Here is a 20453-nt window from a genome sequence, read left to right as displayed (position 1 = left end):
GACGCTAGTTGGTTACAAAACACCCTACGAATACGTTTATAAGAGAAATACTCTCAAGGAGAACTACATGAAAGTAGCCGTAATTGGTGCCGCTGGCGGCATTGGTCAAGCCCTAGCCCTTCTGCTTAAGAACCGCCTTCCTGCTGGTTCTGATTTAGCCCTATACGATATTGCTCCAGTAACTCCTGGTGTGGCCGCTGATCTTAGCCACATCCCAACGCCAGTATCTATCAAAGGTTACGCTGGGGAAGATCCTACTCCTGCACTTGAAGGTGCGGACGTAGTACTCATCTCTGCTGGTGTTGCTCGTAAGCCTGGTATGGATCGTGCGGATCTATTTAACGTAAACGCTGGCATCGTAAAGTCGCTAGCGGAGAAGATCGCAGTTGTGTGTCCAAAAGCATGCGTAGGTATCATCACTAACCCAGTGAACACAACGGTACCAATCGCGGCTGAAGTTCTAAAGAAAGCCGGTGTTTACGACAAGCGCAAGTTGTTTGGTGTAACAACACTAGACGTAATCCGTTCAGAAACATTCGTGGCTGAGCTAAAAGATAAAGATCCTGGTGACGTTCGCGTTCCTGTTATCGGTGGCCACTCTGGCGTAACCATTCTTCCTCTACTTTCTCAAGTTGAAGGTGTGGAGTTTACCGCTGAAGAAGTAGAAGCACTCACCAAGCGTATCCAAAATGCGGGTACAGAAGTAGTAGAAGCAAAAGCGGGTGGTGGTAGTGCGACTCTGTCTATGGGTCAAGCGGCATGTCGCTTCGGTCTAGCGCTTGTACGTGCACTGCAAGGTGAAGAAGGTGTGGTAGAGTGTGCATACGTGGAAGGCGGTAGTGAACACGCTCCTTACTTCGCGCAGCCTGTGAAGCTAGGTAAAGACGGTGTAGAAGAAGTACTAAGCTATGGTGCATTGAGCGACTACGAGAAGTCTGCGCTTGATGGCATGCTTGAAACGCTAAACAGTGATATTAACATTGGTGTTGAATTCGCTAAATAAGCCTTTTTTATTTAAAGAAGGTCATTTAAAGAAGAAAGTCGATCTTAGGATCGGCTTTTTTGATCCTTTCGCCTTAACTTGCGTAGCAGAGTCAGATCCAAGCAACGTTGTGAAGGAGAAGATGATGGAAGCAAGTCGAATCCGTAAAGGTATGGTTGTGGAGTGTCAGCAAGGTGTAGGAACCATTATGGTTGTTGATCAAGAATCTGAGACCGTATTACTGGCTAAGCAAGGCTCTGAGGAGCAATTGGCGGTCAGTTTTGATGAGATAGAAGACAACCCACAGCTTCATGGTAATTGTGAGCAATACTATTGACTTTTAATCGGTTAGATTGCGAATAAATACGACAGATAACAAAAAGGAAGCGCATAGCACTTCCTTTTTACTTTAGGATCTTTCTATTTTATTTAGCGTTAGCTCGTACGCTTCACGGCCATGTGTGCTAGCGTGATGAGTGCTTGCTTGTAATCTGACTCAGGAAGGACAGTAAGCTCAGCGATGGCTTTATCAGCTTCATCCAACGCTTTCTGCGTCGTGTATTCAAGCGAGCCCGTTTGTTCCATGACCGCAAGGATGTCGTCTAAACGTTCCATGCCGTTGGCTTTCTCAATCGCTTCTCGAATCATCAGGGCGTTTTCTGGCGTCGTGTTGCGCATGGCGTGAAGCAAAGGAAGTGTTGGTTTACCTTCAGCCAAATCATCACCAACATTTTTACCCATGTCCTCACCGTCAGACGTGTAATCCATCACGTCATCGATCAGTTGGAATGCAGTGCCTAAGTATTTGCCGTAATTCTGTAATGCGAGTTCCACATCTTCTGGTGCATTATTTAGGATGGCACCAATTTGTGTGGCTGATTCAAACAAACGTGCTGTCTTAGAGTAGATGACTTGCATGTAGTTATTTTCAGTCGTGTCAGGATCATTACAGTTTATTAACTGTTGAACCTCACCTTCTGCGATCACGTTTACTGCTTCACTCATGAGCTTGAGGATCTTCATGGATCCTAGTTCAGTCATCATTTGAAACGAACGAGTATAGATAAAGTCCCCAACCAGCACGCTCGCCGCATTACCAAATGCCGCATTGGCTGTCGCTTTTCCACGACGCATCTCTGATTCGTCGACCACATCGTCATGCAGCAAAGTTGCTGTATGGATGAACTCGATAAATGCAGCAGCCATAGTATGGCCGCTACCTTGGTAACCCAGAGCGCGCGCTGACAATATTGCCAGAAGCGGTCTAAGACGTTTGCCTCCACCACTGACGATATAAAAACCGAGTTGGTTGATTAAAGAGACATCAGAATTGAGTTGGGCTTGAATTGTTTCATTCACTTTTGCCATGTCATCGGCAGTAAGCGCTTGGATAGTTTTAAAATCCATCGTATATCCGGCTGAAGTTAGACCCTGCAAGGCTTATTCGAATTATATAATTGTCGAATAATACACTAAAAAACGTTGATTAATACATTACTAAAGGGCATGATTGCCGCACTTTTCTTTGGCGATTAGCTTTTCGCCAATTTTTTCAAAATATGGCTTGTCATAGGGGCATCTCTTCTGTAGAATCTGCGCCCTATTGATGATTAGTTTAGCGCACACCCTAGCTCAAATAATGATTGCAGGCTGTGCGGAAAAAGCGGAGTAAAATATGTACGCTGTTTTCCAATCTGGTGGTAAACAACACCGTGTAAGCGAAGGTCAAACTCTTCGTTTAGAGAAATTAGACGTTGAAACTGGTGCAACTGTAGAATTTGATAAAGTTCTTCTTGTTGCTAACGGCGAAGACATCAAAGTTGGTGCTCCTCTAGTAGAGGGCGGCAAAGTTGTTGCTGAAGTTGTACAACACGGTCGTGGCGATAAAGTTAAAATCGTTAAGTTCCGTCGTCGTAAGCACTCTCGTAAGCAACAGGGTCACCGTCAGTGGTTCACTGAAGTGAAGATCACTGGTATCAACGCTTAATCTATTAGGAGAGTTTAACAATGGCACACAAAAAAGCTGGTGGTTCTACTCGTAACGGCCGCGATTCAGAAAGCAAACGTCTAGGTGTTAAGCGTTTCGGTGGTGAATCTGTTCTTGCAGGTAACATCATCGTTCGTCAACGTGGTACTAAATTCCACGCTGGTAACAACGTAGGTATCGGTAAAGACCACACTCTATTCGCTCTTACTGAAGGTAAAGTGAAGTTCGAGGTTAAAGGTCCTAAGAACCGTAAGTTTGTAAGCATCGAAGCTGAGTAATTTGACCTTTAGGCTAATTATTTAAGCTTGATAGCTGAATTCAAAAGCCCTGCCGATTCGGCGGGGTTTTTTATTTGTAGCAGTCGACATATCGAAGTTTCTCGTCCGAAACCAAATGGGCTCGGTATCTTTGGGAGCTTAGATCTGTCATCTGCTAGAATTTGATTGATGGCACATGAGATTTAATCCACGCACGAAGTAGTCGGAGTAAAAGATGAAGTTCGTAGATGAAGCGGTAGTAAAAGTTCAGGCTGGTGACGGCGGTAGCGGCGTTGTTAGTTTCTGGCGTGAAAAATTCATCACTAAAGGTGGCCCTGATGGTGGCGACGGTGGTGACGGCGGTGATGTATACATTCAAGCCGATGAAAACCTAAATACCCTGATTGATTACCGTTTCCAGCGTTTCTATGAAGCAGAGCGTGGTGAGAATGGTCGCGGCGGTAACTGTACAGGTAAACGTGGTAAAGATATTACGCTGCGTGTTCCGGTTGGTACTCGCGCTGTTGATATCCACACAAACGAAATCGTTGCAGAAGTGGCTGAACACGGTAAGAAAGTGATGGTTGCGAAGGGCGGGTGGCACGGTCTTGGTAATACACGTTTTAAATCTTCAGTAAACCGTGCTCCTCGTCAGAGAACGCTGGGTACAAAAGGTGAGATTCGTGAAATTCGCCTAGAGCTACTGCTATTGGCCGATGTTGGTATGCTTGGTTTACCGAATGCGGGTAAATCAACGTTCATCCGTGCGGTATCAGCAGCAAAACCAAAAGTGGCAGATTATCCATTTACGACGTTGATCCCAAGCTTGGGCGTAGTCAGTGTGGTTCCTGAAAAGAGCTTTGTGGTTGCCGATATCCCTGGTCTAATCGAAGGGGCTGCAGATGGCGCTGGCCTAGGTATTCGTTTCTTGAAACACCTAGAGCGTTGTCGTGTATTGCTACACATGATTGATATCATGCCGATTGATCAGTCAGATCCTATCCAGAATGCACTCACTATCATTGATGAGCTAGAGCAATACAGTGAGAAGCTAGCAAACAAACCTCGTTGGCTAGTATTCAACAAAACGGATCTTATGCCGGAAGAAGAAGCGGATGAAAAGATCCAAGAGATCTTGGATGCGCTAGGTTGGGAAGACGAGTTCTACAAGATCTCGGCGATCAATCGTAACGGGACTAAAGAGCTTTGCTACAAGCTAGCTGAGTTTATGGAAAACCTACCTCGTGAAGAGGAAGAAGTTGCTGAAGAAGATAAAGTGAACTTCATGTGGGATGATTACCATAAAGATGCAATGGCTGGTAAAGACGTGATCACTGAAGATGAAGATGATGATGATTGGGATGACTGGGACGACGAAGAAGACGACGGTCACGTTGTTTACGTCCGCGACTAATCATTAGCAAATTCATTAAAGCCGCAATATTTATTGCGGCTTTTTTTGTATCTAAATCATGTTTACGGAATGTGATTTACGGCACAATAACACGCCGTTTAGGGAAAAGGATTGAGATGTCTTTATGACAATGGAAGTTATGTCGTCAGAAGAACTGATAATAGCAAATCAAAGAAGCATTTCACGACTTGTCGCACAAGCTGGACAAATGCTGTTAGCCCATGGTGCAGAAAGTACCTTGGTGAGCGACATTATGCGTCGCATTGGTCTCGCTTGTGGGGTCAATGAAGTTGAAGTGGCGCTATCAGCAAATGCATTAGTCGTAACCACACTCATGGATGATCATTGCATCACTACTGCTCGAACGTGTGTGGACCGTGGGATTAATATGCGGGTTATCACGCAGATACAGCGTATTTGCATTATGATAGAGCGCGGCCTGCTTGATGTAAAAATGGCGCAGAAAAAGCTCAACACTATCAGCCCTGAGCGCTATAACCGCTGGTTAGTTGTATTTATGATTGGCCTTTCCTGTGCTGCATTCAGCCATTTAGCCGGAGGCGATTGGGGCGTATTTATCATGACATTTTTCGCCTCAGCAGGCGGTATGATTGTTCGTCAAGAGATTGGCCATCGCCACTTCAATCCATTACTTAATTTTTCTGTTACGGCTTTTGTCACCACACTCATTTCTGCTCAAGCGGTGATTTTTAATATTGGTAATTTGCCAACCGTTGCTATGGCATCTTCTGTCTTAATGCTTGTTCCTGGTTTCCCATTGATTAATTCCGTCGCAGATATGCTTAAAGGTCACATCAACATGGGTATTGCTCGATTCACCATGGCGAGTCTGCTAACTTTAGCGACTTGTCTTGGCATTGTTGCGGCGATGGAAGTCACCGGAATTTGGGGGTGGATGAGCTAATGAGTTGGTTTGAACTTGTATTTGGTCTGCTCAACGATATGTTTTTTGCTGCCATTCCAGCAGTAGGGTTTGCCATGGTATTTAACGTACCACACAAGGCACTGAAGTATTGTGCTGTCGGTGGTGCGATTGGTCATGGTAGCCGTTATTTGATGTTGCACTTCGGTTTACCAATCGAATGGGCCACTTTTTTTGCTGCGACGTTAGTTGGCATGATCGGTGTTCACTGGTCCCACCGTTTTCTTGCCCACCCGAAAGTGTTCACCGTGGCGGCATTGATCCCGATGGTGCCGGGCGTGTTTGCTTACAAAGCCATGATCGCCATGGTGGAGATCAACCATTTGGGGTACTCACCTGAGCTTATTGCAACGTGTATGGAAAACTTTCTTAAAGCCATGTTTATTATTGCAGGCTTAGCGGTTGGCTTAGCGGTTCCTGGGCTGTTATTCTATCGCCGCAGACCCATTGTATAAGGATCTAATATGATCATCAGTATGATTGCCGCGATGGCAGACAATCGAATTATCGGCAAGGACAACCAAATGCCTTGGCACCTTCCTGCTGATTTTGCCTGGTTTAAACGTTGCACTATGGGTAAACCTGTCGTGATGGGACGCAAGACCTATGACTCGATCGGTCGTCCCCTCCCTGGTCGTTTGAATATTGTGATAAGCCGAGATGCATCCCTGTTGATAGAAGGCGTCACGACGGTGACATCGATTGAGCAAGCGCTGGAAGTTACAGGTGATGTCGAAGAAGTCATGATCATTGGTGGGGGCGCCATTTACGCAGCATGCTTACCGATGGCGAACAAGCTATATGTGACTCATATTGAAGCCAAAATTGATGGCGATACTCAGTTCCCGGATTGGGGCACTGATTTCAAAGAAACGTACTCAGAAGTGTATAGAGCGGATGAGAAAAACGCTTACAACATGCGTTTTACGATTCTAGAGAAATAATCCGCACAATGAGAAAAGCACCGTTAATGCGGTGCTTTTTACTACTTTGGGCCCTGAGCTGGAGTGCTTAGTCTAGCGCCTCTTGTGTGAAAACTTGCTTATCTTCCCAACGAATCATTGTCAGCGAGCCCCCCCATACACAGCCAGTATCAAGACCAATCACTTGCTCGTTAATATGACCTTGTAATGCAGCCCAGTGGCCAAACAGCACGGTTTTTTCAAGATTTATACGTTGTGGTAATTTGAACCAGGGCACTAACTCGTCTTCCTGTACTTCTTGTGGAGGGAGCTTACAATTCATATCTAAGCGACTGTCAGGAAAGCAAAAACGCATACGCGTAAAGGCATTGATGGTATAGCGATAACGATCCAAACCTTGTAGGGAGTCATCCCAAAGATCAGGTTGGTTGCTGTACATATTCTCTAGCAACCATGGCAACCGTTCGCTCCGAATAATGCTCTCCACTTCACGAGCGCATTGTCTTGCGGTGGCTAAATCCCATTGGGGGGAAATGCCAGCATGGCACATGACAAACTCATCATGTTCAGCAAGTAATGGTTGTTGGCTAAGCCAAGTGAGCAGTTCATCTTTGTCTGGCGCCGAGAAAATTGCGGCGGTTTTGTCTTTCTCTTTGACTTTTTTTAGTCCTACAGAAACGGCCATTAAGTGTAGGTCATGATTGCCTAATACGACTTTGGCACTGTCGCCAAGCGATTTAACAAAACGTAGTGTTTCTAATGATTTAGGCCCTCTGGCGACTAAGTCACCAGCAAGCCAAAGTTGATCTTTTTGCGCAGAAAAAACGACACGTTTTAGTAGCTGTTGTAGTTCATCAAAACAGCCTTGGATATCACCAACGATATAGGTAGCCACTGAATCTCCGATTAATTTAGGACATTGGGAACAGCAAGACGGAATGGCTCAACGTCAACGAGAAACTCTTGTCCTTTTTCATCTAGCATCACGTAGTGTCCTTGCATTACGCCAACCGGTGTTTCTAGTGCGGTGCCACTGCTGTAAGTGTACTCATCGCTACCATCGATAAATGGTTGTTGGCCCACCACACCTTCGCCTTCTACTGTCATCTGTTTGCCATCGGCGTTGGTGATTAACCAACGGCGGCTCACTAATTGCACCGTTTGTTGGCTGAGATTTTTGATGGTGATGATGTAGGAAAATACGAAGCGCTGTAGCTCGGGGCTGGACTGCTCTTCAATGTATTTGGTGTGAACTTGAATCTTTATGCAAGGTTGAATGACGTCCATGTGCACTCCTTGATAAGCATAATAATAAGCCAAACCGGGCTAGGGCTGGCTTATCGTTTGAGTGATTAGTGCTGTGGGTTATCCGCAAGCCAGTTCGCCATGGCGACGAATTGTTGTAGCGTCAGGTTTTCTGGACGCATACTAGGATTGATGCCTAGTTCTTCCAGTGTTTCTGTGCTTAGTAGAGATTTGTAGCAGTTGCGTACGGTTTTACGGCGTTGGTTAAAACCTTCACGACACACGCGCTCTAACAAGCGTAAATCTTTTGCTGGGTGTGGCAGCTCCTCGTAAGGCACCAAGCGTACGACCGCTGAATCTACTTTTGGTGGCGGAACGAAGGACTCTGGCGGCACTTCTAATACCGGAACCACTTTGCAGTAGTATTGCGCCATCACAGTCAGACGACCATATGCTTTGCTGCCAGGACCCGCTGCTAAACGGTTAACCACTTCTTTTTGAAGCATAAAGTGCATGTCTTGAATGTCTTTATGGAACTCAAAAAGATGGAACATCAATGGAGTAGAGATGTTGTACGGCAAGTTACCGAAGATACGTAGCTTGTTGTTCGGCTTCACTAACTGTGTGAAGTCAAAGCGCATCGCATCGCCTTCATGAATGGTCAGTTTGTCTGCCAGCTCAGGATGGTTGCGTAGACGCTCGGCTAGATCGCGGTCTAATTCAATAACCGTGAATTTGTCGACTTCACGGCCGACTGGTTCAGTAATTGCGCCTAGACCAGGACCGATCTCAACCAGATTTTGCCCTGGTCTTGGGTTAATTGCCGATACGATGCCATCAATAATGTATGGATCGTTCAGGAAGTTTTGACCAAAACGTTTACGCGCTTTGTGTCCTAAATGGACATCATTTCTCATTGTTTCTTCTCTACCAATTCTATCGCATGCGTGAGCGCTGTTCGGAAGCTCCCTGTATCCGCTTGACCTGTCCCTGCCAGTTCTAATGCAGTACCGTGATCTACCGAGGTTCTTATAAAAGGTAGACCAAGAGTAATGTTTACTGAACGACCAAAGCCTTGGTATTTTAATACCGGCAATACTTGGTCGTGGTACATGCCTAAAACAGCATCAGCATCGTTTAAATACTTTTCATTGAAAATGGTATCTGCCGGTAGTGGACCGATCAGATTGATGCCTTTTTCTTGTCGAATCTTTTCCAATGTCGGAGTGATGGTCTCGATTTCTTCACGACCTAAACAGCCATCTTCTCCCGCATGTGGATTTAGCCCGCAAACATAGATGTTTGGTCGTGAGATGGCAAATTTTTCGACAAGGTCGTTATTAAGAATATCGATGACTTTCTCTAATCGCTCTTGTGTGACGGCTTTGGACACGTACGCCAAAGGAATATGCGTAGTGACAAGCGCGACGCGCAATCCTTCGGTCGCCAACATCATCACGACCAAGGGGGTGTTGGACTTCTCTGCGAAGAACTCAGTATGGCCACTAAAGGCAACACCAGAGCGATTGATCACCCCTTTATGTACAGGACCGGTGACAATAGCATCAAATTCATCATTCATACAGCCCAAAGCGGCTCTTTCTAGCGTTTTTAATACGTAATGGCCGTTGGCTTCATTGAGTTGACCTGAAACGACGTTTTCCGACATTTCGATATGGTCAACGATGAGCGTCCCCGCTTTTTGTGCTTTAGGGGCTTCTTCTGGATGGTAATCATATAGTTGGACATCAATGCCAAGCAGATTAGCACGTTCCATCAACATGTTTTTATCGGCACAGACGACAATCTGGTGTGCCCAGTCTTCCTTAGACAGGGCAAGCACTAAGTCTGGGCCGATGCCCGCAGGTTCCCCTGCGGTTACGACGATTCTGCGAATCGGATTAGTTGTCATCATTGTCATCCACGATTTCAACAAACGCACTTGCGCGTAGCTCTTGCATCCATGCGCCTGCTTCTTCATTAAATTTACGGTTAAATAGAATACGGTAAGCTTTGTTCTTCATCGCTGAGTCAGTTCGGTCAACTTGACGGCGCTCTAGGACTTCAACAATGTGCCAACCGTGCACGGTTTTGAATGGTTCACTGATAGAGCCAACAGGTAGCGTTTCTACTTGGTGTTTGAACTCAGGCACATACAGGTCGGGCGTTTGATAGCCAAGTTCGCCATCTTGTGCTGCAGAGCCTGGATCCTGGCTGTATTGTGTTGCGAGTTGAGCAAATGTGGCTTCACCAGCTTTAATACGGCGAATAAATTCATTCAACTGTTTTTTCACGCCCTCATCACTTAGGATAACGGTTGGTTTGATCAGAATGTGGCGTGCATTGACTTCCGTTACTGCAACCGTCTCTAGGCCTTTTACATCCTCAATTTTAAGAATGTGGAAGCCTACACCACTGCGAAATGGACCAATAATGCTGCCCTTATTCTGCATTTTGATTTGATCGGCAAAGATGGTTGGCATTTCTTCTTTACGCATCCAACCCCAATCACCACCTTGAAGTGCTTTTGGCCCCTTAGAGTAGGCATAAGCCATTTCAGCGAAATCAGCGCCTTGGTTTAAATTTTTAACCAGTGCTTTTGCTTCCGTTTCGACTGCGGATTTATCTTGATCATCAGAGAATCTTAGCTGGATGTGGCCAATTTTGTACTGAACGGTAGCGTTGGTCTGTTGTGCAAGTTGATCCGCTAGGGTATCGACTTCCGCTGGAAGTATGTTAATGCGACGGCGAACCAGTGCATTGCGAGCTTCTGATGCCGCAAGTTCTTTGCGAATTTGTTCACGGAATTCAGGGTAGCTTAGGCCCTCTGTTCGAACTGATGCAACGAGCTGTTCTACGCTCTGGTTATTGCTACTGGCAATTTCTGCAATCGCTTGGTTTAGGCGGTTATCATCAATACGCACACCGATACGTTCTGCCTCTTGGCCTTGCAGCGTATCCATGATCAATTTCTCAACCACTTGGTCTTTTAGGACGCTTGCTGAAGGTAGGCTTTTTCCACTTTGGCGCGCATTGGCTTGCAGCGTTTTTAGTGCCGTATCAATGTCACTTTGTAAGATCACACCATCATTAACAATGACTGAAACCTTATCAAGCTCGACTGGTGCTGCTGTTGCACCGCAAGAAAGTAGGGTAGTGAATAGGATTGATTTCCAAATTTTCATTTAAAATTCCGTCAGTATTTTAGATTAAGCGTCTTGGTTTATTTTTAAGACGCTTAAATCGATTAATTGTTCAGATCGAATGGGCGACCGTACTTGATCGCATTATCAGAGCCATCAAGCTCTTTTGCTGCCGTTGTTGCGCGTTGATTGGTTGAAAAGCCTTGAATACCGAAATTCACACTGATGTTGTTCTCGTATTCTGGAGAAGCGCCATCGGCACCAATAATGGCATTATCCCAACCGAGTAGTTGGTTAGAGTACGTAAAGCCAATGTACCAACAATCAGATTGATAGCGTAGGCTAGCAAGCCATTCCAATGAATTACTTTCATTGAGGTCATAGTAATATTGACCGCTCGTTGACCAATTTCTATCTATGTCATAGGCAGCGACTAAGCCCGCTTGGGAAATGCCTTCTCTGGTGATTAAGTCCAAGTTTTTTAAGTCGATAGAACTTTTAATGTAATCGAGAGTAACGTATCGATAGTTGGCTTGAATAAAGCCACCTGCGAACTGGTATTCCAACGTGCTGTTAGCCAACTGCATTGAGTTCAAGTCAATATCGTACTGAATGCCACCGTGGTAAAACAGGTAATCGTTATAGTTAAAATCAGTCTCAATTGCCCAAGATGAATAGTTGGTTGCCGAGGTACTCGATTCATTATTCTGATTTTTCTCATTGAATTTTGCATCAGTATTAAAATAATAAATCTGACCAAATGAGATATTCAGACGCTCTTTGTAATCGTCATCGAAGAAACGTGTACTTGCCCCGTAGCTTAGCTGATTTGCCGCTGCGATAAAATCGACACCACTGTACCGGCGGCTGCGGAACAAACCGTAATAATCCATTTGTAGTCGTGTTGTGTCGTAATCGTAGATGTTATTTTGGTCTTCTTTCGGCACATACAAGTACTGCAGTTGTGGCTCTAAGGTTTGGGTATAGCCTTTAATCCAGCTGGTATCTCTTTCTAAATATATCTGAGTATGAGAGCGAAACTCTGGAATCACACTAGAGACGTTTTTATCCAATCTTCTTTTTAACGTCTCGTCGGTTAATGCATCGATATCTTGATTGTAATATCTTGATAGTAATCGAGCTTCTGTCGTCCAGGTAGCCCAGGCCGTAGAAAGTGGGATGGTCAAACCGGGGGCAACAAATATACGAGTAGCGTCGGGTTTAGTGGTATCGTCACTACTAAATTGGCTTACTTGGCTTTTAACATCAAAGTTGACGTAATTCCCCCACAGCGGTGTGTAATAATTTAAATCGAGTTGAGGCATCAAGCGGTAAGGCTTGTTTTGGTCTTCTAGAAGGATTTGGAAGTCACGAGCGGTCAGCGAGACATCCCAAAAATCAGTGCGATATTTTACCTGACCTTCTTGAATTAACTGCCCATCTTCACGGTTACCGAGATCAGAGCTTAAATCACGGAAGTAATCAATATCACTCACCTTTGAGTAATCGGCTTTGACCACCCAATGTTGATTGATGATGCCATCGTGCTTAAACTGATATCCCCAGCGAGATTTGTCTTGGTATTTTTTATCACGGTTCATGTACTCGATTTTGATTTCACCCTGACCCCAACCGTCAGTGAGGTAGCGAAAATCGGTATCGAGCTTAGTGCCACGCTGTTGCATGTATAACGTGGTCAACGTCATGTCATATTGAGGGGCGATATTCCAATAAAACGGTACTTCGACTTCTAGGCCGTCACTTGAACCATAGGACAAGGACGGAAATAGGAAGCCCGTTTTACGTGTGTCACCAATCGGCATCGTCAAATATGGCACATAGAAGACTGGCACATCTAACACCTCGAAGCGAGGATGGTGCAATGTCGCCATTTCTTCGTCCTGATCAACGTCAATGCCCGACGCGACCAAACGCCATGAATTGTCTCCTTGTGGACAAGAGGTAATTGAGCCATCTTCTAACTCATAAACCGACTGACCTGTGCGAGCTATGTATGCAGCGGTGCCTCGACCTTGCTGACAAAGAAATTGATAATCGGTGTTTTCAAGGGAGAAGGTGTCTTGATTGATATCGTTGGTCACGCGATCAGAGCGTGCTTTTACCTGACCGTCGTTAAAGGTCACATTGCCTTCAGCGACCACCACGTTGTCCTGCTGATGAAGTGTGACGTTATCTGCGGTGATTTTTTTCTGACCTTGCGTGACTTCTACGTTACCTGAATACTGAGCTTTGTCACCGTTAATCACTTGCAGGTGGTCTGCCTGAACAACAACAGGCTCATTGAGTGCGTCTTCCTCACCACTTGGCTCAACCAAACATTGATCTGTGGTGGGCATTTCCTGCACACTATCTTGTATATTCACTTCAGCTTGAATTGTGGGTACAAACAAGGCGGTGCTGATAGAGGCTGCTAAACATGTGCGGGAGAAATGTTGCATTGAATTGAACTTTCCTGTGTCACTAATACTCGTGGCTATAGGGCTGGTTGTCCCCTTGCTATATAACCAAATGAATCAACTATCGTTGGCATTTATCCCAGTGTGTGGGTTCACTGTGGCATAATGTCGTTAAAGATAGCTGCAAAAGGTGAGCAGGCGAAAAAGCCTGACCTAAATAAAACTAATTCCATTATCATAAAGGAAATCGCTGCGTCCGGCACTATAAGACCGCTGTCGTCGATAAAAATTCATTGATAGAGAACACATAATGCATATTTTTGGCAAAATATTGGGTGCCTTCTTTGGCTTATTGCTTGGTGGCCCGTTTGGTTTATTGCTTGGTTTATTCATTGGTCACCAATTTGATAAAGCACGTCGACTGAGCAAAGCGGGATTTTCGACGGGAGGGTTTGGTAAAAACCCAAGCCAGGCGCAGCGACAAGAAGAGTTTTTTAAAGCGGCTTTTGCCGTTATGGGGCATCTTGCTAAAGCCAAGGGGCAAGTGACAAAAGAAGAGATTCAGCTGGCTTCTGCGATGATGGATCGCATGAGTTTGCATGGTGAACAACGCCGAGCGGCGCAAGAGGCGTTTCGTGAAGGTAAAGAGAGCGACTTTCCACTTGAGGATGTGTTGGTTCGGGTGAAGATCTCCTCTTCTGGCCGTTTTGATCTGCTGCAATTCTTCCTTGAGTTACAGATCTCGGCTGCGTTTGCTGATGGTGAAATACACCCAAGTGAACGCAATGTGCTGCACAAGATCGCGCGCGGGTTAGGGTTCTCTTCTGAACAGCTTGAGCGTCGTCTGCATATGCAAGAGGCGGCATTTCGTTTCCAAAGCCAGGGCGGCTTTCATGGACAGCATCAAGGTCAGTACCAGTCATCGGATTGGCAACAAGCCTCCCAGGCTGAGAAGTTGGCAGATGCCTATGAGATTTTGGATGTGGCTTCGGATGCGGACAGCAAGACGGTGAAGCGCGCTTACCGTAAGTTGATGAACGAGCATCACCCAGATAAGTTGATGGCCAAAGGTTTGCCGCCAGAGATGATGAACGTTGCGAAAGAAAAATCGCAAGAAATTCAAAATGCTTACGATTTAATTAAGAAAGTCAAAGGCTTTAAGTAGCCGGACGTTTTCTATCAAATATTGGATTCTAAAAAGGGCACTCAGTGCCCTTTTTAGTTTCTGGCTTGCTAGTGTCTTTAGGTTTTAAGTTATGGCGGTCCAAAAGCTCGTTGAACTCAAGCGAGCCGTTCAGTCGGCTTCGTTTAAGTCCCAATTGTATTCGTATTTCACTTTCCCAGAGAAGCTTTTGTACTGTGGTGCATACTGAACGATATGGCGGAATACTTGTTTTTTACCTCCAAAATCATCGGCAAACCAATCATAAAGTGAAGACAGTTGGGCGGTGTTACCTTGAACAGAGACGCCTTTTCTGCTGTTGATAAATGCTTTTGCTGCGCTATTGAGTAGCGCTTGTGTGTTGTCTGCGGTAAATGCTTGTGTTTGCAGATTTGGGCAGCCTAAACTTGCGCAGTTCACGGCGTAGTGGGTTCTTGAATCATTCCAAATTGGCCGCAAAATGCGATGCTCAATGTCGTTCAAAGTCAGAACTTTGCCGTTAATCACCACGACATCATCCCCCCAAGGTCCAAAGCTAAATAGCCCACCAAGCTTAGTAATCGATTTGACTGGGTAGTTGTCTAGAATTAGCTGTACCGTGATGGCATTGTAGAGATTTACCCAATACGCGTATTGCTCTGCTTGGTTGTATTGTAAAGGATTGAGATTTGCTAAGCGCTGGATGTAATGCTTTAACTTAGCTTTGTCAGCGGAAGAGACTTTGCTGTAGCGAAACAAAGTGTTCTCGCCTTGCTTAACTAAATAAGTATCGAGTAATTGCTGCCACTCTTGATGAGAAATCTGGGCTTGGTTCGCTTGATTCGATTGCTGCCAATACGGCCACAAATCCGATTTTGGCGCGGAAAATGTCGAGAAAGAAACGAGAGCACACATTAGTAACAACAGACGTGTCATAGGGAGTCCTTTGGGTTAAACCTTGTTGATAGTGTAGACCTGTATACGGACAGAGTTCTTTCGTGAGGCTATGAAAATAAGAGAAAAAAGGCTGGCAAGCGCCAACCTTTTAGTTTGTGTCGATTGAGATGTGAGTTAGCGCAGAAAGCTTGGGATTTTCGCCTCGTACTCGGCAATCTTATCTTCATGCTGTAGGGTAAGACCAATGTTGTCTAAGCCATTAAGTAAGCAGTGACGACGGAACTCATCGATTTCGAAGTTATACTCTTTGCCGTCGGCTCGGACTTTTAGTGCATCTAAATCTACTTCAATTTCTGCACCGATGTTGGCTTCAACAAATTGGAAAATCTCATCCACTTCTTGCTCGGTTAGACGCACAGGCACCATTTGGTTGTTGATCGAGTTGCCATAGAAAATATCAGCAAAACTAGGGGCGATCATTGCTTTGATGCCGTAGTCCGCTAGGGCCCAAGGTGCGTGTTCACGTGATGATCCGCAGCCAAAGTTTTCACGTGCGAGCAAGATAGATGCGCCTTGGTAGCGTGGTGCATTCATCACGAATTCTGGGTTTGGTTGCTCACCAGCGTCATCGAGGAAACGCCAGTCATGGAACAAGTGTTTTCCAAATCCAAGGCGTGAAACCTTTTGTAGAAATTGTTTTGGAATGATGGCATCAGTATCGACGTTGGCGGCATCTAGAGGTACAACCAACCCAGTGTGTTGCTTAAAACCTGACATGATGGTTCTCCTCTAGTCCTGTTTATCAAAAAAAGTTAATTCACGAATATCAACAAAGTGACCAGCAATTGCTGCTGCCGCTGCCATTGCAGGGCTAACCAAGTGGGTTCGACCATCACGGCCTTGGCGACCTTCAAAGTTACGGTTTGATGTGGATGCGCAGCGCTCATGGGGACCCAAACGGTCGTTGTTCATTGCTAAACACATTGAACAGCCAGGTAGGCGCCACTCAAAGCCCGCTTCTTTAAAGATTATATCTAGGCCTTCTGCTTCCGCTTGCGCTTTTACTTGCTCAGAACCAGGAACGATAAGCGCTTGAACGTGAGACGCTACTTTGCGACCTTTCGCTACTTCAGCGGCTGCGCGCATGTCTTCGATACGTGAGTTGGTACAAGAGCCAACGAAGACTTTATCGACATTGTAATCAGACAGTGCCTTGCCAGCTTCTAGGCCCATGTAAGCCAGTGCTTTCTCTGCCGAGGCTTTCTCTACTGGGTCGGTGAAGCTTTCTGGTGCTGGGATGGCTTGGTCTACAGCGATAACTTGGCCAGGGTTGGTGCCCCAAGTCACTTGTGGCTTGATATCTGCTGCATTTAGGGTAACTACCGCATCAAATTGAGCATTATCGTCAGTTTTTAGTGTCTTCCAGTATTCGACTGCGGCATTAAAGTCGGCACCTTGAGGTGAGAATTTGCGGCCTTTAATGTATTCGAATGTGGTGTCATCTGGCGCAATCAAACCAGCTTTAGCACCTAGCTCAATCGCCATGTTACATACGGTCATGCGGCCTTCCATTGAAAGGTCAGTGATCGCTTCACCGCAGAATTCAACCACGTAGCCTGTACCGCCAGCAGCTGTGGTTTTACCGATGATCGCTAGCACGATATCTTTAGCGGTGATGCCTGGAGCCACTTTGCCTTTCACTTCGATCTTCATCGTCTTAGCGCGCGCTTGTTTTAGCGTTTGAGTTGCCAATACGTGCTCCACTTCTGAAGTGCCGATACCAAAGGCTAGCGAGCCAAACGCGCCGTGAGTTGCGGTATGCGAGTCGCCACAAACAATGGTCATGCCCGGTAGGGTAATGCCAAGTTCAGGGCCCATTACGTGCACGATGCCTTGATATTTGTGGTTGATGTCGTACAAGGTGATGCCGAATTCTTCACAGTTTTTCGATAGCGTTTCCATTTGGATGCGCGCCATCTCACCAGAGGCATTGATGTCTTTCGTGGTAGTCGATACGTTGTGGTCCATCGTGGCGAAGGTTTTGCTCACTTGGCGAACTTTACGACCTTTTTCGCGCAAACCATCAAACGCCTGTGGAGACGTCACTTCGTGCACTAAGTGGCGGTCGATGTACAAGATAGGGGTTTCCCCTTCAGCTGCGACGGCAACATGTGCGTCGTAGACTTTTTCGTATAGTGTTTTGCCCATTGTCACAATCCTGTGTGAGGCTCCCGATAATGGCTCATCAGGAGCAAGTAATTATTATGAATTTGGTCTGTATTAAGAGTTCAAGATGTACTCTGCGATCTTGTCACCCATCTCTGAGGTTGAAAGTGCAGGATTGTTTCCGGCAAGATCACCGGTTAATTGGCCTGCTGACAGGGCTTTTGATACCGCAGTTTCAATATCTTGCGCCGCCGCCTCTTCCCCTAGGCTGTAACGCAGCATTAGCGCGGCCGAGAGAATTTGCGCCACTGGGTTTGCCATGTTTTTACCAGCGATGTCTGGTGCGCTGCCACCAGCAGGTTCGTATAGGCCGAACTTGCTTTCGTTAAGACTCGCAGACGGTAGCATGCCCATGGAACCGGTGATCATGGCACACTCATCAGAGATGATGTCACCGAAGATGTTTGAACACAGCATTACGTCAAACTGTGCCGGGTCTTTGATTAGCTGCATGGTTGCGTTATCAATGTACATGTGTGATAGCTCTACATCTGGGTAGTCTTTTGCGATTTCTTCGACCACTTCACGCCATAGGATAGAGCTTTGTAGGACGTTCGCTTTGTCGATTGAGCAAACTTTCTTGCGACGTAGACGCGCAGACTCAAAGGCAATTTTTGCAATACGTTCGATCTCAAAGCGGTGGTAAACCTCAGTATCGAAGGCTTTCTCTGTTGGACCTTCACCTTCGCGGCCTTTTGGTTGACCGAAGTAGATGCCACCTGTTAACTCACGAACTACCACGATGTCAAAGCCGCGATCTGAGATGTCTGCACGTAGTGGTGAGAAGGCTTCAAGGCCTGAGTGAATTTGTGCTGGGCGTAGGTTACAGAACAGTTGGAAGTGTTTACGTAGTGGCAGTAGGGCGCCACGTTCAGGTTGGTCATTTGGTGGCAAGTGTTCCCACTTAGGACCGCCAACTGAACCGAATAGGACTGCATCAGACTCTTCACACGCTTTCACTGTACTTTCTGGAAGTGGACAGCCGTGATTATCGATCGCGATACCACCTACATCATGCTCGTCACGCTCAAAGGCAATGCCGTGTTTCTTTTCGATTGCATCCAACACTTTATGTGCTTGCGCCATCACTTCTGGGCCGATGCCGTCGCCTGGTAAAACGGCAATTTTGTATGATTTGTCTGTCATGTTAATCCTTTAATTTTTATTAGCTTACTTGGCTTTTTGAAAGCGAAATAGGTGGGCATTGAGCTGCGGGGCCCAAGCGTCGATTAAACGGTGGCAAATTTCTTTTGTTTCATTTCTTCAATCTTGTCTGCACGGTGAATGCTATTGATGACGTGCAGCAATGCTTGGCCCGATGCTTCTACGATGTCAGTGGACACGCCGGTTCCGTGGTATTTACGCCCTTTGTAGTTGGCGATGATGTCTGCTTGACCAAGACCATCTTCACCTTCACCTTTTGCGGTTAGGTCAAATTTGTCTAGCACGATGTCATAACCTGTCACGCGGTAAATACATTGGTATAACGCATCAACTGGACCATTACCGACGGCGGCTTCACACATTTCTTCATCGCCGCATTGTATCTTGATGCTGGTGGTTGCCATTACGCTGCCAGATTGCACGCTCAGGTAACTCAATTTGTAGAAATCGTCCTCCTCGCGCAAATTGGAGAAGTGCATCAGTGCTTCTAGGTCGTAATCGAATACTTGGCCTTTGCGGTCTGCTAGTTTCAAAAAGTCTTCGTACAATGCGTCTAGGTTGTACTCTTCCTCTTTGTAGCCCATCGTATCCATATGGCTCTTCACGGCGGCACGGCCACTGCGGCTGGTTAGGTTAAGTGCTTGGTTTTTAAGGCCTATCGACTCTGGCGTCATGATTTCGTAGGTGTTCTTGTTCTTTAGCATGCCATCTTGGTGGATGCCCGAAGAGTGGCTGAATGCGTTCGCACCCACGATCGCTTTGTTGCTTTGGATTGGCATGTTACATAGTTGGCTCACTAGCTTACTGGTACGGTGAATTTCATCGTGCTTGATTCCAGTATGAACGCCTAAGAACTCTTGACGCGTTTTGATGATCATCGCGATCTCTTCCAGAGAGCAGTTGCCTGCACGCTCACCAATGCCGTTGATGGTGCCTTCTACCTGACGTGCACCTGCTTGTACAGCGGCGATAGAATTGGCAACAGACATACCTAAATCATCGTGACAGTGAACCGAGATGATGGCTTTGTCGATATTTGGGACGCGATTAAATAGCGTTTGAATGATGCCGCCAAACTCACTCGGTACGGTGTAGCCAACGGTATCAGGAATGTTGATGGTGCTTGCGCCTGCGTCGATAGCCGCTTCGACCATGCGACATAGGTTGTCGATTGGGGTGCGACCTGCGTCTTCACAAGAAAACTCCACGTCATCGGTATAGTTACGTGCGTGTTTTACGGCTTTCACGCCCATTTCTACCACATCGTCGTAGCTGCGGCGTAGCTTGTCTTGAACGTGAACGGTTGAAGTCGAGATGAAAGTGTGAATCCGGAACGCGTCAGCCACTTTTAGTGCTTGCGCAGCGGCATCGATGTCTTTTGCAACGGCACGAGAAAGTGCGCAGACTCGACTGTTCTTGATGTGCCTTGCAATGGTTTGTACTGATTCGAAATCTCCTGGAGAAGAGACTGGGAAGCCCGCTTCGATAACATCAACGCCGAGCCTTTCAAGCGCATAGGCAATCTGCAGTTTTTCTTTAACCGTTAAGCTTGCTGACAACGCTTGTTCGCCATCACGCAGTGTGGTGTCGAATATAATGACCTGATCGTTCATGTTTGCTTCCTTCATGATTTCTGCATTTTTGTGCAGGTTAATCGTTTACTTCCGGTATTTAGATATAAAAAAACCCGCATTTGCATGCGGGTTTCTAAGAA

At 46.1% G+C, this 20453-nt stretch carries 21 protein-coding genes; 9 read left to right on the top strand and 12 right to left on the bottom strand.

Annotated features, from left to right (window positions below):
• Window positions 1-67: 67 nt before the first annotated feature.
• Both mdh and ACVA54_RS13695 read left to right on the top strand, forming a co-directional pair.
• Window positions 68-1003, top strand: coding sequence for a malate dehydrogenase (gene mdh, locus ACVA54_RS13700; protein WP_099079944.1), 936 nt, complete (start codon window positions 68-70; stop codon window positions 1001-1003).
• Window positions 1004-1127: 124 nt separating this feature from the next.
• Window positions 1128-1319 (top strand): hypothetical protein, encoded by a 192-nt coding sequence (locus ACVA54_RS13695; RefSeq protein ID WP_172438142.1) that lies wholly within the window; start codon window positions 1128-1130, stop codon window positions 1317-1319.
• 98 nt (window positions 1320-1417) lie between these two features.
• Here the strand turns inward: ACVA54_RS13695 and ispB are convergent, their stop codons facing one another.
• Complete coding sequence (gene ispB, locus ACVA54_RS13690) at window positions 1418-2389, bottom strand: octaprenyl diphosphate synthase (RefSeq protein ID WP_446649697.1); 972 nt, start codon at window positions 2387-2389, stop codon at window positions 1418-1420.
• A 268-nt stretch (window positions 2390-2657) separates the two neighbouring features.
• On the opposite strand from ispB, the gene rplU reads away from it, so the two are divergent.
• The 6 genes from rplU (at window position 2658) to folA (ending at window position 6527) form a co-directional block, all read left to right on the top strand.
• Window positions 2658-2969, top strand: coding sequence for a 50S ribosomal protein L21 (gene rplU, locus ACVA54_RS13685; protein ID WP_000271393.1), 312 nt, complete (start codon window positions 2658-2660; stop codon window positions 2967-2969).
• Window positions 2970-2989: 20 nt separating this feature from the next.
• Complete coding sequence (rpmA, locus tag ACVA54_RS13680; RefSeq protein WP_005383095.1) at window positions 2990-3247, top strand: 50S ribosomal protein L27; 258 nt, start codon at window positions 2990-2992, stop codon at window positions 3245-3247.
• Between the two features lie 214 nt (window positions 3248-3461).
• The gene (gene cgtA, locus ACVA54_RS13675; protein WP_119464027.1) at window positions 3462-4640 is read left to right on the top strand and encodes an Obg family GTPase CgtA; all 1179 of its coding nucleotides are present in this window, start codon (window positions 3462-3464) and stop codon (window positions 4638-4640) included.
• Between the two features lie 124 nt (window positions 4641-4764).
• Window positions 4765-5565: a threonine/serine exporter family protein gene (locus ACVA54_RS13670; RefSeq protein WP_099079941.1), complete on the top strand. Its 801-nt coding sequence runs from the start codon at window positions 4765-4767 to the stop codon at window positions 5563-5565.
• Window positions 5565-6038, top strand: a complete 474-nt coding sequence (locus ACVA54_RS13665) for a threonine/serine exporter family protein (RefSeq protein WP_172438141.1) — start codon at window positions 5565-5567, stop codon at window positions 6036-6038. Before ACVA54_RS13670 ends, ACVA54_RS13665 begins: the two co-directional genes overlap by 1 nt.
• A gap of 9 nt (window positions 6039-6047) precedes the next feature.
• Window positions 6048-6527, top strand: coding sequence for a type 3 dihydrofolate reductase (gene folA, locus ACVA54_RS13660; RefSeq protein ID WP_099079939.1), 480 nt, complete (start codon window positions 6048-6050; stop codon window positions 6525-6527).
• A 67-nt stretch (window positions 6528-6594) separates the two neighbouring features.
• On the opposite strand, the gene apaH is transcribed toward folA, so the two are convergent.
• The 6 genes from apaH to lptD all read right to left on the bottom strand — a co-directional run bounded on the left by apaH (window position 6595) and on the right by lptD (window position 13353).
• Window positions 6595-7401 (bottom strand): bis(5'-nucleosyl)-tetraphosphatase (symmetrical) ApaH, encoded by an 807-nt coding sequence (gene apaH, locus ACVA54_RS13655; RefSeq protein ID WP_099079938.1) that lies wholly within the window; start codon window positions 7399-7401, stop codon window positions 6595-6597.
• A gap of 11 nt (window positions 7402-7412) precedes the next feature.
• Window positions 7413-7793 (bottom strand): Co2+/Mg2+ efflux protein ApaG, encoded by a 381-nt coding sequence (gene apaG, locus ACVA54_RS13650; RefSeq protein WP_099079937.1) that lies wholly within the window; start codon window positions 7791-7793, stop codon window positions 7413-7415.
• 65 nt (window positions 7794-7858) lie between these two features.
• A complete protein-coding gene (gene rsmA, locus ACVA54_RS13645) occupies window positions 7859-8668 on the bottom strand; it encodes a 16S rRNA (adenine(1518)-N(6)/adenine(1519)-N(6))-dimethyltransferase RsmA (RefSeq protein WP_099079936.1) in 810 nt (269 codons plus the stop codon).
• Window positions 8665-9663: a 4-hydroxythreonine-4-phosphate dehydrogenase PdxA gene (pdxA, locus tag ACVA54_RS13640; RefSeq protein ID WP_099079935.1), complete on the bottom strand. Its 999-nt coding sequence runs from the start codon at window positions 9661-9663 to the stop codon at window positions 8665-8667. The genes rsmA and pdxA overlap by 4 nt, the downstream gene beginning before the upstream one ends.
• The gene (gene surA, locus ACVA54_RS13635; protein ID WP_446649696.1) at window positions 9653-10936 is read right to left on the bottom strand and encodes a peptidylprolyl isomerase SurA; all 1284 of its coding nucleotides are present in this window, start codon (window positions 10934-10936) and stop codon (window positions 9653-9655) included. Before surA ends, pdxA begins: the two co-directional genes overlap by 11 nt.
• A 62-nt stretch (window positions 10937-10998) precedes the next feature.
• The gene (gene lptD / locus ACVA54_RS13630; RefSeq protein ID WP_446649695.1) at window positions 10999-13353 is read right to left on the bottom strand and encodes an LPS assembly protein LptD; all 2355 of its coding nucleotides are present in this window, start codon (window positions 13351-13353) and stop codon (window positions 10999-11001) included.
• A gap of 268 nt (window positions 13354-13621) precedes the next feature.
• Between lptD and djlA the strand changes: the two genes are divergently transcribed.
• Window positions 13622-14476: a co-chaperone DjlA gene (gene djlA / locus ACVA54_RS13625; RefSeq protein ID WP_446649694.1), complete on the top strand. Its 855-nt coding sequence runs from the start codon at window positions 13622-13624 to the stop codon at window positions 14474-14476.
• A gap of 129 nt (window positions 14477-14605) precedes the next feature.
• Here djlA and ACVA54_RS13620 read toward each other — a convergent pair whose 3' ends face one another.
• The 5 genes from ACVA54_RS13620 to leuA all read right to left on the bottom strand — a co-directional run bounded on the left by ACVA54_RS13620 (window position 14606) and on the right by leuA (window position 20352).
• Complete coding sequence (locus ACVA54_RS13620) at window positions 14606-15388, bottom strand: DUF547 domain-containing protein (RefSeq protein ID WP_446581010.1); 783 nt, start codon at window positions 15386-15388, stop codon at window positions 14606-14608.
• 135 nt (window positions 15389-15523) lie between these two features.
• On the bottom strand, window positions 15524-16126 hold the full coding sequence (leuD, locus tag ACVA54_RS13615; protein ID WP_099079930.1) for a 3-isopropylmalate dehydratase small subunit: 603 nt from the start codon (window positions 16124-16126) through the stop codon (window positions 15524-15526).
• A 12-nt stretch (window positions 16127-16138) separates the two neighbouring features.
• On the bottom strand, window positions 16139-17557 hold the full coding sequence (leuC, locus tag ACVA54_RS13610; protein ID WP_099079929.1) for a 3-isopropylmalate dehydratase large subunit: 1419 nt from the start codon (window positions 17555-17557) through the stop codon (window positions 16139-16141).
• A 72-nt stretch (window positions 17558-17629) separates the two neighbouring features.
• Window positions 17630-18721, bottom strand: a complete 1092-nt coding sequence (gene leuB / locus ACVA54_RS13605; RefSeq protein WP_099079928.1) for a 3-isopropylmalate dehydrogenase — start codon at window positions 18719-18721, stop codon at window positions 17630-17632.
• An 83-nt stretch (window positions 18722-18804) separates the two neighbouring features.
• Complete coding sequence (gene leuA, locus ACVA54_RS13600) at window positions 18805-20352, bottom strand: 2-isopropylmalate synthase (RefSeq protein ID WP_099079927.1); 1548 nt, start codon at window positions 20350-20352, stop codon at window positions 18805-18807.
• Between the last annotated feature and the right edge of the window lie 101 nt (window positions 20353-20453).

The sequence above is a fragment of the Vibrio sp. PNB23_22_6 genome, assembly GCF_052877535.1.
The sequence above is the reverse complement of the archived record's forward strand: the minus strand, read 5'-3'. Positions and strand labels throughout refer to the sequence as shown.